Source organism: Streptococcus mitis (assembly GCF_047464965.1).
Classification (GTDB): domain Bacteria; phylum Bacillota; class Bacilli; order Lactobacillales; family Streptococcaceae; genus Streptococcus; species Streptococcus mitis_DU.
In genome coordinates this window covers 1-12,857 of the sequence record NZ_JASHAT010000007.1, presented here as the reverse complement: position 1 = coordinate 12,857, position 12,857 = coordinate 1, and the positions used below count along the sequence as shown (strand labels likewise).

Annotated in this window: 14 protein-coding genes; 7 read left to right on the top strand and 7 right to left on the bottom strand. The window is 38.0% G+C overall.

All coding sequences use genetic code 11. The features are described 5' to 3' along the window. Positions 1 to 13: 13 nt before the first annotated feature. Entirely contained in the window at positions 14 to 457 is a 444-nt protein-coding gene (gene dtd / locus QM408_RS05680) for a D-aminoacyl-tRNA deacylase (protein ID WP_414373895.1), read from the top strand. A gap of 38 nt (positions 458 to 495) precedes the next feature. Here the strand turns inward: dtd and QM408_RS05675 are convergent, their stop codons facing one another. From QM408_RS05675 to QM408_RS05660, 4 genes are all read right to left on the bottom strand, one after another. Further along, on the bottom strand, positions 496 to 909 hold the full coding sequence (locus QM408_RS05675) for a hypothetical protein (protein ID WP_414373893.1): 414 nt from the start codon (positions 907 to 909) through the stop codon (positions 496 to 498). Positions 910 to 927: 18 nt separating this feature from the next. Next, positions 928 to 1,341: a hypothetical protein gene (locus tag QM408_RS05670; RefSeq protein ID WP_414373891.1), complete on the bottom strand. Its 414-nt coding sequence runs from the start codon at positions 1,339 to 1,341 to the stop codon at positions 928 to 930. A gap of 129 nt (positions 1,342 to 1,470) precedes the next feature. Further along, positions 1,471 to 2,178 (bottom strand): nicotinamide mononucleotide transporter, encoded by a 708-nt coding sequence (locus QM408_RS05665; RefSeq protein WP_000749110.1) that lies wholly within the window; start codon positions 2,176 to 2,178, stop codon positions 1,471 to 1,473. A 118-nt stretch (positions 2,179 to 2,296) separates the two neighbouring features. Continuing rightward, positions 2,297 to 2,947 (bottom strand): metal-dependent transcriptional regulator, encoded by a 651-nt coding sequence (locus tag QM408_RS05660; RefSeq protein WP_414373888.1) that lies wholly within the window; start codon positions 2,945 to 2,947, stop codon positions 2,297 to 2,299. Positions 2,948 to 3,058: 111 nt separating this feature from the next. Between QM408_RS05660 and QM408_RS05655 the strand changes: the two genes are divergently transcribed. From QM408_RS05655 to QM408_RS05645, 3 genes are all read left to right on the top strand, one after another. Next, positions 3,059 to 3,901, top strand: coding sequence for a metallophosphoesterase family protein (locus tag QM408_RS05655; RefSeq protein WP_414373886.1), 843 nt, complete (start codon positions 3,059 to 3,061; stop codon positions 3,899 to 3,901). 75 nt (positions 3,902 to 3,976) lie between these two features. After that, entirely contained in the window at positions 3,977 to 4,414 is a 438-nt protein-coding gene (locus QM408_RS05650) for an Rrf2 family transcriptional regulator (RefSeq protein ID WP_001166788.1), read from the top strand. A 68-nt stretch (positions 4,415 to 4,482) separates the two neighbouring features. After that, positions 4,483 to 5,499 carry a YdcF family protein gene (locus QM408_RS05645; RefSeq protein ID WP_414373884.1) on the top strand — a complete coding sequence of 339 codons (1,017 nt, stop codon included), beginning with the start codon at positions 4,483 to 4,485 and terminating at the stop codon, positions 5,497 to 5,499. A gap of 90 nt (positions 5,500 to 5,589) precedes the next feature. On the opposite strand, the gene QM408_RS05640 is transcribed toward QM408_RS05645, so the two are convergent. The 3 genes from QM408_RS05640 to QM408_RS05630 all read right to left on the bottom strand — a co-directional run bounded on the left by QM408_RS05640 (position 5,590) and on the right by QM408_RS05630 (position 8,221). Next, entirely contained in the window at positions 5,590 to 6,663 is a 1,074-nt protein-coding gene (locus QM408_RS05640) for a DUF2974 domain-containing protein (protein WP_237447014.1), read from the bottom strand. A 123-nt stretch (positions 6,664 to 6,786) separates the two neighbouring features. After that, positions 6,787 to 7,563: a ferredoxin reductase domain-containing protein gene (locus QM408_RS05635; RefSeq protein WP_237447013.1), complete on the bottom strand. Its 777-nt coding sequence runs from the start codon at positions 7,561 to 7,563 to the stop codon at positions 6,787 to 6,789. An 88-nt stretch (positions 7,564 to 7,651) separates the two neighbouring features. Next, positions 7,652 to 8,221, bottom strand: coding sequence for a TetR/AcrR family transcriptional regulator (locus QM408_RS05630; protein ID WP_141562089.1), 570 nt, complete (start codon positions 8,219 to 8,221; stop codon positions 7,652 to 7,654). Between the two features lie 408 nt (positions 8,222 to 8,629). Between QM408_RS05630 and QM408_RS05625 the strand changes: the two genes are divergently transcribed. From QM408_RS05625 to QM408_RS05615, 3 genes are all read left to right on the top strand, one after another. Further along, entirely contained in the window at positions 8,630 to 9,307 is a 678-nt protein-coding gene (locus QM408_RS05625; protein ID WP_000548991.1) for a response regulator transcription factor, read from the top strand. Then, entirely contained in the window at positions 9,300 to 10,274 is a 975-nt protein-coding gene (locus tag QM408_RS05620) for a sensor histidine kinase (RefSeq protein WP_414373882.1), read from the top strand. The genes QM408_RS05625 and QM408_RS05620 overlap by 8 nt, the downstream gene beginning before the upstream one ends. A gap of 797 nt (positions 10,275 to 11,071) precedes the next feature. Beyond that, positions 11,072 to 12,583 carry an ATP-binding cassette domain-containing protein gene (locus tag QM408_RS05615; protein ID WP_125416117.1) on the top strand — a complete coding sequence of 504 codons (1,512 nt, stop codon included), beginning with the start codon at positions 11,072 to 11,074 and terminating at the stop codon, positions 12,581 to 12,583. Positions 12,584 to 12,857 lie beyond the last annotated feature (274 nt).

Genomic DNA, 12,857 nt, shown 5'->3' with positions numbered 1-12,857 from the left:
TAGAAAGGCTATTATGAAAATCATTATTCAACGGGTTACAAAAGCCCAAGTGAGTATAGAAGGCCAGGTTCAGGGAAAAATCAATCAGGGCCTCTTATTGCTGGTTGGTGTTGGACCAGAGGACCAAGAGGAAGATTTGGATTATGCCGTGAGAAAACTGGTCAACATGCGTATTTTTTCAGACGCAGAAGGCAAGATGAACTTGTCTGTCAAAGATATTGAGGGAGAAATCCTCTCTATTTCTCAGTTTACCCTCTTTGCGGATACTAAGAAGGGCAATCGTCCAGCCTTCATAGGTGCAGCCAAGCCTGATATGGCATCAGACTTCTATGACGCTTTCAATCAAAAATTAGCGCAGGAAGTGCCCGTTCAGACAGGTATCTTTGGTGCGGACATGCAGGTTGAGCTGGTTTATGATGGACCAGTTACCATTATCCTTGATACTAAAAATAGATAAGAAAGACCAAGCCCAGCCGGCTTGGTTTTTCTTATCTATCATAAAATACTCCAAAATGAAATCAGTTCCTGATAGGCTTTTGGGAAGTCTCTTTTCAGGCTTTGGCTTATGCGATAGGAAGGGATGAGGTGTCCTAGGATGAGGAGAGTTCCCTGAAGGAAAAGTGGCATACCACTTAAAAACAGCAAGGAGAGAATGATCAGGCTATCCCATAGAAGGATTTGTAAGGTAAAACGCCAGAATCTCGGTCTAATCTGGGAATAGAGGTGACTAAAGTGATCACAAAGCTGGTTAGAAAGATAGGTCAATAGCACAGGATGAAAGAAAATGAGCCAACCGCTATAAATCAACATCCAATCCCAAGTAAGCCCCTTTTTAAATGCCAAAAATGCCAGCATAATTCCATCGATGATAAGGAGTTGAGTGGTTTTGATGAAGATGATTTTTTTCATGATAACCCCTCCTTTTCCTTAGAGACACTCCCATAAAGAGATATGTTTGTCGTAAAAGTCTGGATAGTTGTCTCTTAGGTAGTCGGCCGTCATATAATATAAAGTAGAATGGCAAGCAGTGATGATTGGCATAAGAGAGTAAAAACGCTGAGAACTAATGAAGGCTAAGAGGACAAAAAATAGAAAATCAATGGAGAGAACCCCTAAATAGTAGAAGCGAATCTTTTTATTGATTTGAGGATAAATCTCAGCGAATTGATGTTTTAGTCGGACAACCAAGCGAAATAACAGGAGTCCTTGAGTAAGGAGGAAAATAAAACCAGATAGCAAGAGCCACTCCAAAGATGTCTCGGGTCTTTTGTTAAAAAATGCGAATAGTAGCAAATCGATGACTGCAATTGCTGTAAAATGGATTCTAAAGAGTTTTTTCATAAGATGACCTCCCTCTTTTATCTAACTTCATTCTACTCCAAAAGAATGGGAGTTACAAGTAAAATGATAAAAATAGCAGAAGGGAGATTCTCTTAAGTCGACTTGTTTTTTTATTTAAGTTTTCTTCTATTATCTTACTTCTTCATCATTCCAGACAAATAAAGCTCCGATTGCATTGAGGATATAAAAGATGTATTTTCCGATATTGGCAAAATTTCCTTGAATACCAGCCTTTGTCAGCTGAACGAAATTGTAAATCAACCAAAAGCCCCACTGAGTTGTTAGTTTCAATGCGTTAAAAGCATTGGCAATGAGGGACAGTGCAAAGGCAATAGTTGTTACGTAGGCAAGGAGATTCATCTTTCCTCCATAGCCGATATAGTTGGTCACAAAGGCAAAGAGGAAGGCGATGATGGAAATGATGATGGCCGCCAATTTTAGCTGTTTTTGGCTCATTTGGTTGGGTCTGCCTTCTTGCGAAGCTTCCCATTTCTTAATAGCAAAGGTATAAATGAGGAAGGTGACGGGATAGGTGATAATGGCCGCCTTATTTCCAAGGATATAATCAATAGCACCGGACAAAATGGTATTAACAATACCAAAGTAATTTCCCCATTTGCTTAATTTCCCCGTGAAACGAGTGGACAACATGGAAATCCCAACGTTGGTTACGGAAATCAATCCAAAGGGTACAAGAGCTGTCCATGGTCCCCAGTCTACAAATTTATCGAGGCGTGAGTTGAGGTAACCAGATGCAATTGCAATCCCAACGACCAGAGCAACTCCAAAGAGGTCAAACCATTTGGATGTCGCAAAAATTTTTAGTGATTTTTTCATAGTTTAAACTATCTTTCTTTTTTTTACAAATATTCTACAATTAAATGAAAGCAAAATCAAATGATAGAAATAAAACCCTGAAAATTTGATTTTCAGGGTTGGTAGGGGACTTAAGAAATTAGTTGATTTTCTCGACATAGAGTTGTTTTGCAATGTCCATATTCACTTGTAAATCCTCGTCTTTACTAAGGATAGTAAAGGTATTGCTGAAGCCATCAAACTGCTTGACTTGGAGCGGATCACCGATGTGAAGTGAGTGCTTGTCCAGATAACTGAGAATGTCAAAACTATCGTGCACCCGAGTCAGGCGGTAGGCGCCAGCCTCCTTGATATCAGCTAGTGGGAGGTTATTGATTTCAACCAAGAGTTCTCCCTTAGCAGGAATAGTTCCTCCGTGAGGGCAGGTCTTGGGGAATCCTAGTAGTTTATCTAGTCTTTCCACGAACAGGTCAGAGACAGTATGTTCCAAGACCTCAGCTTCCTCGTGAATCTGGTCACTTGTATAGTCTAAATGATGGACTAGAAAAACTTCAATCAAGCGGTGCTTACGATAGAGCTCAGAGACCAATTTGAGGCCGAGGTCAGTCAGTAGATAGCCACATTCCTTGTTCTTGAGGATGAGATTTTCACTTTTCATCCGTTTAATCATTTCAGTTACGGCAGGGGGAGAGACTTGCATGCGGGCAGCAATTTCCTTGTTGGTAATTTTATGCAGGTCTATGCCAATTTCATAAATACACTTTAGATAATCTTCTTTATTCGGGGTCATTCGTTTCCTCTTGTCTAATATCTTTATCTAGTATATCAAAAAAAGCTAGATTTCTCTAGCTGTGACTTTTTATGTTATACTTATTGCAAGAGAAAAAACGAGGAGATAGATATGACAAAAATAGCTCTTCTTTCAGATATTCATGGAAACACCACTGCCTTGGAGGCTGTTTTGGCAGATGCTCGGAAGCTAGGAGTGGATGAATACTGGCTTTTGGGAGACATTCTTATGCCAGGGACAGGGCGTAGAAGGATTTTGGACTTGTTGGTTCAACTACCGATTACGGCTAGAGTTTTGGGAAACTGGGAAGACAGTCTGTGGCATGGTGTCCGTAAGGAATTGGATAGTACTCGTCCCAGTCAACGCTATCTCTTGCGCCAGTGCCAGTATGTTTTAGAGGAAATTTCCCTAGAAGAAATCGAACTGCTCCACAATCAACCACTCCAGATTCATCGTCAGTTTGGTGATTTGACGGTGGGAATTAGCCATCATCTGCCTGATAAGAACTGGGGGCGTGAGTTGATTCATACTGGGTCGCAAGAGGATTTTGACCGCTTGGTGACCAATCCGCCTTGTGATATTGCTGTTTATGGTCATATTCACCAGCAGTTGCTTCGTTACGGGACTGGTGGGCAATTGATTGTCAATCCGGGTTCAATTGGCCAGCCTTTCTTTCTAGATGCCCAGTTGCGGAAGGACTTGCGAGCCCAGTATATGATTTTAGAGTTTGATGACAAGGGCTTGGTAGATATGGACTTCCGACGGGTAGACTACGATGTGGCAGCTGAATTGCAGCTAGCTAAAGACCTCAAACTTCCCTATTTTGAGGTTTACTATGAAAGTCTGGTCAATGGTATCCACCATACTCATCATCAGGAATTTCTGAGAGAATTAGCCCAGAAAGAGGGTTATGATAGGGAATTAGATGCTTGGTTGAAAAGTGGTAACGATTGACATTACAACTAAAAAAGGTATAATAAAAGAAAAAGAAGAGTAGAGGCAGGCTAGCCTCGTAAAAAGGAGAAGAGTATGCAAATTCCAAGTAGATTTACCATTGCGACTCATATGCTGATAATTATTGCCCTCGAGGGGAAGGAAAGCAAGGTGACCAGTGATTTTTTAGCTGCTAGTGTCGGGGTCAATCCTGTCATTATCAGAAAGACCTTGTCTCAGTTGAAGAAGGCAGAGCTGATTTCAGTAGCGCGTGGAACAGGTGGGACAGAGATTGTTAAGGATCTCAAGGATATTAGTCTTTTAGATGTTTATCAAGCGGTTGAGTGTCTTGGTAAGACAGGTCAACTCTTCAGTTTCCATGACAATCCGAATCCAAATTGCCCAGTTGGAGCTCATATTCATGATGTTTTGGATCAAAAATTGGAGAGAATTCAGCTGGCTATGGAGGCTGAACTTGGTCAGACTAGTCTAGAACAAGTCGTGGCCGATGCAGAGAGTCAGATGAAGGAGTAAGAGGGATAGATGCCCTCTTTTTCTCTTTAGATAATTATGATAAAATGTAGTTATTAAAGGAGGAAGAAATGTATCTTGTTATAGGAATTGTGTTGGCCTTTATAGTGTCATTTTGGAAGGATAATAGAAGTTTGTGGAATCCAGTATTATTCTTATTATCCCTCATTTCCAGTTATTTTTATCTAGGCTACCTTTTTTATCAAAATGGGTATGAGAAGATTCATTTCGCTTTTTTTATATTTCCCTTTATTTTACTTCCTTTTTTGCTTTTTCTAAGTGGCATCTTTCTAATCTATAATGGGGTCATTTTGTTGAAGCGAGAGGGACGTTCAAAGGCTAATTATCTCTCCATGCTCCTTGGAATAGTCATTTTGCTATTTTTTGCTTTGATGTCATTTCGATTGGGAGGACGACATGAATTATTTTACACCAATCACTTTCTAAATATTTTATTTGCATTCATTTTCTACTCTTATTTTATTTTTGGCTTTGCTTTTACGGGTTTTATGCTGTACTCTATCTTGTATCTCTTTATTCCTAAGAAGAAGCATTATGATTTTATTATCATTCATGGTGCAGGTTTGTTAGACGGAGAAAAGGTAACACCTTTGCTGAAGAAGAGAATTGATAAGGCAGTAGAAGCTTACTACAAGTCTAAAAATTCTAACATAAAAATTATTGCCAGCGGTGGTCAAGGAGGAGATGAGAAGATTTCTGAAGCGCAGGCTATTACAAACTATCTGCTTGAAGAGACAGATGTTCCCCAAGATGCGATTATTCTGGAGGATCAATCAAGGACTACCTATGAGAACCTTCTCTTTTCTAAGGAACTTGGCGAGAAACTGGTAGCCAAACCTCAATTTCTCTTTGTAACAAATGACTATCATGTTTTTCGTACCAGTACCTATGCGCGTAAGTTAAATATGAAGGGAGATGGCCTCGGATGTAGGACGGCAGGCTACTACATACCATCTGCTTTTATTCGGGAGTACGTAGCGCTCTGTGTTAAGATGAAATGGCTTTTCCTTGCCTTTTATGTCCTGCTATCAGTCCTCATTTTGATAGCCTACAAAGGGATTATTTAGTAGTTAGATTTTATTTAAAAAGACTTAGAATGCACATGAAAGTATGTATTCTAGGTCTTTTGTTTTGTATACATTTAATTTTCAAGAGTATTATCTATTCTTCCAGGCTTGGTAACGGGTATCAATCAATAATTGGGTAAGGCGACCCATAGTTTTCCTTTCTTCTGGAGTGAGGGATTGAGCTTGGACAAAGAGATGATGAATGTGTTCAAGCGCCTTTAAGGAAGACAGGTCATTGATGGAGCTAATCCCAGCATCTAGAATGGTGCCAAAGAAGAGGTCGAAGTAGAGCTGGAGTTCCTCGTCAGGGACTGTGGCCACCCACTCCTTGAAGGTTGTGTCGACTTGTTGGCTATCACTGTTGGTCTTATCCAGTTGGACGAAGCGCTTGTCCTCAATCTGCCAACTAAAGGTATCGTGCTGGGCGATACCACCTAAGGCAGTACTGTGCACGATGATTTGGCGGTTAGGAATTTCCATCATCATACCGATAATGGATCCTTGAGGGATGAAGACCTTGGTTCTATCCATTATCCTTTGATAGCCCTCGGTTTGTGTCAGTTCTTTGTGGAGACCAGGCGCATCAAAGGTATAAACTGCTGTGATTTGATTTTGTAAGCTTTGCTCAATTTGACTAGCAGCATAGATGGCTAGATTTCCTCCCTTGGAATGCCCGGCCAGAATGACCTTTTGCTTAGGATGTTGGACAAGAAAGTTCTTTAAATAGCGAAGGGCGTGCTTTTGAGCAGGAATTTCCTTCATATAGGTTAGGTGGAAATCTTCCTTCCAGCCAATGATACTGTCATCTGTCCCACGAAAGACAATCAGATAGGTGTCGAGAGTGAGGCGGTAGGTCATAGCCGCAAATTGTTTTTGCAGTTCAGGGTCGATGTCGTTGATGAAATGGGAGAGTTTGCAATTTTTGAAGCGCTTGTGTTGAGCTAGTTCATCTAATAGCTGGAGACGATTTTTACTGGTCAACATGTTGGGCTCCCTTGGAACCAGAGGTGCTAGGTCTAAGAGACGTCTAGGATTTGTTGAGACCAGATTATCAAAGGAGAGATAGGTGGTTTCTGTTAAGGCTAAAACATCTAATTCATTCAAAGGTAAGTCGTAAAAGGAATCGTGTGCGACATCTTTCAGATAGTCAAAAATATTGGCCATAAGAACTCCTTTCTTTTTATTTATCTTATCACAATCACATAGAATTTACTAGTTGGTTTGTACAAGCTCTCTACATACTGACCTATAATGGTATGATTCAGACACATAGAAGACAGTTTGCTTTTATTTCAAACCTCTAAACATACTTGTTTGTATCTGTTTGGCGTCAATCCCATTCTCTTTTAAGAAATTCTTCATCTCATTTATATCATCAGGTTGGCCGGTTAAGAGATAAATAGCTTGGTTACCGTATTTCACAACCGCATTTTTTAAAAATGCTTGGCTTTGAGAAAAGGTTTCGCTAGTTTTATAAGTTAGATTCGGATTATTCTTACTAAGCTCTTTTAACTCATTATCAAAAATGTTTACTCCTTTGTCTAAATGATTAAGAATGATAGAGCGCTTACCAGCCCACTCTTTCACAACTGGACGTAGAGTAGAAATACCGACATCAGAGGCAAAACAAACCAGTGCTTGGTCATTGTCTTTAACAGATAAAGATGACTCCAGCCAACTCATCTCAATTTTACTACCAGCTGGTAAATGTGTTAAGGTTTCCTTAAACACGCTACCACTATTATGGGTTACAATAAGAATTTCATCCTCATCAGGAGTGGAAGCAAGGGTTAGCCATCGGCTAGCCTGATCCTCCTTTACTGGACTTTTGTCTGGACCAAACGAGCTGTCAGGAAGCTTAAACTGAGCATAGGAGCCAGCTTTCCATATTTGATTTTTTGGTTTTGTGATGTGAACTAAATACAAATCTCCGCTGGGATTTTCAATGGATTTTATCGATAAAGTTTGACTTCGTCCAAGATAGGTAATGATTCCCCAAGATATAAAGCCGAGCACTCCAAGTGTAGTTAGAATAATTATGAACATTTTTTTCCCTCGTTTCATTTTTAACTCCTATAGTGTAGTAATTTTCTATGAATGAATAATATTTTTTTTCATTCAATAATTTCCAAAAAATAAAGAAAAGATTTCTTTATTTCAGTATTCCTTTAATGAAGTTGGTTGCTAGTATTTCTACAGTTTTGCTAATATCTGGAAAATCATTTTCTGTGATATGCATATCCATGTAGTAAAATAGGTTGTAAACTTGTAAAATATCTTGAATTTTTTCTGGAGAATGGCCTTCAGCCTGCAAACGATGAGTAAAGGTTTTCACGAGAAATTGATGAAATGGATTCGTGACTTTTCCTTCTTCTGAGGAATAGTAGCTATGCAACTCATCTGCTATGGCAGGATTGTACCATTCTGCAAGGATTTTATTGGAGGAAACGAGTGCTCTGGATTGAGCAAAGAGTTGACTAATAAGATCAATCATATCAATTTCCCAATCCAGTTCTTCGATCATAGTTTGGCGAACACGGTTGTTTTCATCAATATAGATATCTAAAAAAATAGCTTCTTTACTTTCGTAATAGTTATAAAAAGATCCGACTGCCATATGAGCTTGTCTAGCAATTTCTGAAATTCCTGTCGCCTTGTATCCTTTTTTTGAAAAAACTTCATAAGCTGCGGATTTCAAAGTCTGTTTTTTGTCCAATTTGATTCACCTCTTTTCTGAATGAATATTAAATATTGTTCATTCATATCTTAACAAATCTTTTTCAGATTGTCAATCTGAAAGCTAGAACTTTTTACGGATACCACTCGATAAGGAGCTTTTCAATGTTAGAAGAGTATAGAGTGTCGTTTTAACTACACTCAAGGTTTGGAAGAATAGATATAAATTTTGGTTAAGGGGATGGATAAAAGAACTGAAATGAAGGTTGAAAAAATTAAAAATAAAAGGGTAGTGCTGGCACTATGTCTAAAAATAAGGTATGATATCAATGGGGTTATTCACTATCTGTTTTTGAGCTGTTGTGACAAGGAAATGTCAAAAAAGTATTAGATACTAAGCCCTCTATTTATACTAAAGGATTTAAGACTCCTAAAATTAGCAAAGGAGAATCAGATGCACAAGATTTTATTAGTAGAAGATGATCAGGTTATTCGGCAACAGGTCGGGAAAATGCTCTCTGAATGGGGATTTGAAGTGGTTCTGGTAGAAGACTTTATGGAAGTTTTGAGCCTTTTTGTTCAGTCGGAACCTCATCTGGTCCTCATGGATATTGGATTGCCCTTGTTTAATGGCTATCACTGGTGTCAGGAAATCCGCAAGATTTCCAAGGTGCCTATCATGTTTCTATCTTCGAGAGACCAGGCTATGGATATTGTCATGGCAATTAATATGGGAGCGGATGACTTTGTGACCAAGCCTTTTGACCAGCAGGTTCTTTTAGCCAAGGTTCAGGGCTTGTTGCGTCGTTCCTATGAGTTTGGGCGTGACGAGAGTTTACTGGAATATGCTGGTGTTATCCTCAATACTAAATCAATGGATTTACATTATCAAGGGCAAGTCTTGAATTTGACTAAGAATGAATTCCAGATTTTACGCGTTTTGTTTGAGCATGCGGGCAATATTGTAGCGCGTGACGACCTCATGCGGGAACTTTGGAACAGCGACTTTTTTATTGATGATAATACGCTCTCTGTCAATGTGGCTCGATTGCGTAAAAAGTTGGAAGAGCAGGGTTTGGTAGGATTTATCGAGACCAAGAAAGGGATAGGGTACGGACTGAAGCATGCTTGATTGGAAACAATTTTTTCTAGCCTATCTGCGCTCCCGTAGTCGTCTGTTTGTCTATCTACTTTCTTTGACGTTTCTAGTTTTGCTCTTTCAGTTTTTATTTGCCAGTTTGGAAACTTACTTTCTCTACTTTTTCCTGCTGTGTTGCTTTGTAACCATCTTATTTTTCACTTGGGACATATTGGTGGAAATGCAGGTCTATCGCCAGGAAATTCTCTATGGGGAGAGGGAAGCTCAGTCTCCTTTGGAAATAGCTTTAGCAGAAAAATTAGAAGCGCGTGAGACGGAACTCTATCAGCAGAGGTCAGATTCAGAAAGAAAACTAACGGATTTGCTGGATTACTATACCTTGTGGGTCCATCAGATAAAGACCCCCATTGCAGCTAGTCAACTCTTAGTTGCAGAAGTAGATGACCGCCAATTAAAGCAGCAATTAGAACAGGAAATTTTCAAGATTGACTCCTATACCAATCTAGTTTTACAATACCTGCGTTTAGAAAGTTTTCATGATGATTTGGTCTTAAAGCAGGTTCAAATTGAGGATTTGGTCAAGGAAATAATTCGTAAATATGCTCTTTTCTTTATTCAAAAAGGCCTAAATGTCAATCTACATGACCTTGATAAAGAAATCGTGACGGATAAAAAGTGGCTGCTAGTGGTTATTGAGCAAATCATCTCAAACAGTCTCAAGTACACCAAGGAAGGTGGTCTGGAGATTTATATGGAAGGCCAGGAACTCTGTATCAAGGATACGGGAATCGGGATAAAAAACAGTGATGTCCTCCGAGTCTTTGAACGTGGATTTTCAGGCTACAATGGACGCCTAACTCAGCAGTCATCTGGACTTGGACTTTACCTATCTAAGAAAATTTCTGAAGAACTGGGGCACCAGATTCGTATCGAGTCTGAGGTCGGTACAGGAACGACAGTGCGGATTCAGTTTGCTCAAGTAAAGTTAGTCCTTGAGTGAGAAGAGACAATGAGTTTTTACCCAATCTCTTTTTGCTATATTTCAGGATATTTGAAGACTGTTTTTTACAAAACCAATAATAGAATTTTTAATACGGAATATAGTATAAATACTGGTTCAAAGTGAAGTTTTGTATGCTTTATACTTTTGTTGAGTATAAAATCTATAAACTAAGGGTGAATTACAAAAATTAATTTGAGATGAAGTGAATTGTAGACTTGGGAAATGTCTCCTATTCGATTTCAGAATGAATCGTTGATACAGGATTAAAAGAACTGCAGCTTTCTTTTTATTTTGAATGAGATAGGTGTATATAGATTTGTGTAACTGGTGTAGAACTGTTTCCAAGAATTTATTGAATGTATCGAATACACACATCCTATTGATTTTGAACCAGTTTTTAATTTCTAAATGTTATAATAGTTTTATCAAGTAAAAGGAGACTACCATGATTGGAGACAATATAAAATTCTTACGAAAATCACATAATCTGATATAACCAGAATTTTCACGGATTGTGGGTGTGTCACGAAATAGCCTAAATCGTTAGAAAAACTGAAAAGCTTACTTTCAATAGAAGTGTTGGAAATATTCATTTTACATCTATCAAAGAAACATGGGATAGACCTATATTTTACAAAATAGCAAATTATATTTTGAATGATAGTAAAAACTGCAGAACTTGTGTGATTTACAATTATTGCACTCAATGTCTGAGTATCGCACTATCTGAAATAAGGAATAGTAGAGATTGTTCTGAGATATGTAAAAAAACGCATTAGCAAGGAGTATCGTATATGCTACCATATCTTAAAACTATTAGATGGTATCTCTTCTTTAATTTTCTTTTTGGTGTAGTATCGAATATCTGCACAGCTTTGTTACCGTATTTCACGCAGGCATTAATCAAAGGGGATTATCAAGTAGCTCTATATGGTTACTCTATGTCAGTGGCAGGCTATTTGAGTTGTAACTATATCCAAATGATACTTGATTGGAAGCAGGGGATTATCTTTTCGACTACTTTGAAAAATGAGTGGTTTCGTTCACTTCTGGGACTCAGTCACCACGATTTCAAGCAGAAAACAGTAGCAGAGTATATTTCCTTTCAATCTAATGACCTAGATTCGTTGGAAAAGGATTACCTTCCTCCATTGATGAGTTTTATCAAACAAATTTTACGTATCATCATTTACGCTTTCATTATTAGCAGAACAATTAATCCTATTGTATCACTGATTTTAATCTTTTCCACTGGAATTAGTATTCAAATTCCTAAAATCGTTGGGAAGTTGACCGCTAATCGTAGACAGGTTTACTTGAAAAAACAAGGAGATTACTATCGAACTTTGGAGGATTTGCTCATGGGACATCATTTGGTAAATAAACTAACTATGTCGCATTTTTTGAATCAACAAAAGAGTTCTCTAAAGAATTTGCAGGATAAGTATTTTAAGTATGGTTTGACAAAAATTACAGGCATCTTATTGACAGGTGTTTCTTTTGAATTCATTAGTCTTGTTCTGTTTATTTATTTAGCCTACTCTCTATCTCACCAGCAACTCGGTATTCCTGAGGTGGTGGCGAGTTTCGGATATATTAATGCTTTTTCTGAACCAATACAGGAAATCCTTTATGATTTACAAATGTTAGAGTCCGTAAAGCCTGTAATCAAGAGTTTTCAAAACATTGTTGGGAGACCCGTTTCAGTTCAAGCACCTCAACATTCTTTTGATACGATTACTTTGAAAAACATTTCCAAACAACTGGGAGAATCAAAATTGATAATTACTTCCGCTACGATTCAAAAAGGGGATAAAATTGCGCTTATTGGTAAGAATGGGTCTGGAAAAAGTAGTCTTCTCAACATTTTAAATGGAACAGATGAAGATTTTGAAGGACAAATTGTGCTAGATGGGCTTGTTTTGGACCATCTTTGGGGAAGATTCGGTATGATTCTGCAACAAGAACATACATTTATTTCGAGTTATGAAAATAATGTAACGCTATTCAATAGTTTCAATGAAAAATTCAGAGAAGAAGATTTTGAAAAAATTCCACCACAATCCCTGTCAGGTGGTCAGCAACAACGAATGTATTTAAATCGTGAGAAAAATCGTAAAAATCCATTGCTTATCCTAGACGAACCTTTCTCTGCTTTGGATACTAATCAGTTTAAAATGGAATTGGAAAGAGTTCTGGAACTACCAAGTGCCGTCATTGTTACTTTACATCGCCAAAACGAATTATTAAGTAAGTTTGACCAAGTTTGGGAAATTAAGAATGGAGAACTTGTAATTTTGAAATAGCTAAATTATAAAGAATAAAACGCATAGTATCAAGGTTCTTCTGATACCGTTTTTCCCTCTTCGGATAAGGATACAAAAATTTCTTCCTTTCTCTATCTTTTAAATTAATTGATTTCTTCAGAGAAAGACTGTAAAATTTTTGATATAATGTTAAGAAGGGACTGATTCAAGACAGTCATATCTGGTCTTTCTTCCAGTCATTTTTCAAACAATATCAGTTGATAATCAGCTTAAATCAGATCTATCAGTTTGTCTATCTTTCTCTGATGGAGAT

Excerpts from the sequence above, each read along its gene's own strand:
- QM408_RS05625 (WP_000548991.1), top strand. The coding sequence starts at position 8,630 with ATGCACAAGATTTTATTAGTAGAAGATGATCAGGTTATTCGGCAACAG.
- QM408_RS05615 (WP_125416117.1), top strand. The coding sequence starts at position 11,072 with ATGCTACCATATCTTAAAACTATTAGATGGTATCTCTTCTTTAATTTT.
- QM408_RS05640 (WP_237447014.1), bottom strand. The coding sequence starts at position 6,663 with ATGGCCAATATTTTTGACTATCTGAAAGATGTCGCACACGATTCCTTT.
- QM408_RS05620 (WP_414373882.1), top strand. The coding sequence starts at position 9,300 with ATGCTTGATTGGAAACAATTTTTTCTAGCCTATCTGCGCTCCCGTAGT.
- QM408_RS05665 (WP_000749110.1), bottom strand. The coding sequence starts at position 2,178 with ATGAAAAAATCACTAAAAATTTTTGCGACATCCAAATGGTTTGACCTC.
- QM408_RS05675 (WP_414373893.1), bottom strand. The coding sequence starts at position 909 with ATGAAAAAAATCATCTTCATCAAAACCACTCAACTCCTTATCATCGAT.
- QM408_RS05655 (WP_414373886.1), top strand. The coding sequence starts at position 3,059 with ATGACAAAAATAGCTCTTCTTTCAGATATTCATGGAAACACCACTGCC.
- QM408_RS05645 (WP_414373884.1), top strand. The coding sequence starts at position 4,483 with ATGTATCTTGTTATAGGAATTGTGTTGGCCTTTATAGTGTCATTTTGG.
- QM408_RS05660 (WP_414373888.1), bottom strand. The coding sequence starts at position 2,947 with ATGACCCCGAATAAAGAAGATTATCTAAAGTGTATTTATGAAATTGGC.
- dtd (WP_414373895.1), top strand. The coding sequence starts at position 14 with ATGAAAATCATTATTCAACGGGTTACAAAAGCCCAAGTGAGTATAGAA.
- QM408_RS05635 (WP_237447013.1), bottom strand. The coding sequence starts at position 7,563 with ATGAAACGAGGGAAAAAAATGTTCATAATTATTCTAACTACACTTGGA.
- QM408_RS05650 (WP_001166788.1), top strand. The coding sequence starts at position 3,977 with ATGCAAATTCCAAGTAGATTTACCATTGCGACTCATATGCTGATAATT.
- QM408_RS05670 (WP_414373891.1), bottom strand. The coding sequence starts at position 1,341 with ATGAAAAAACTCTTTAGAATCCATTTTACAGCAATTGCAGTCATCGAT.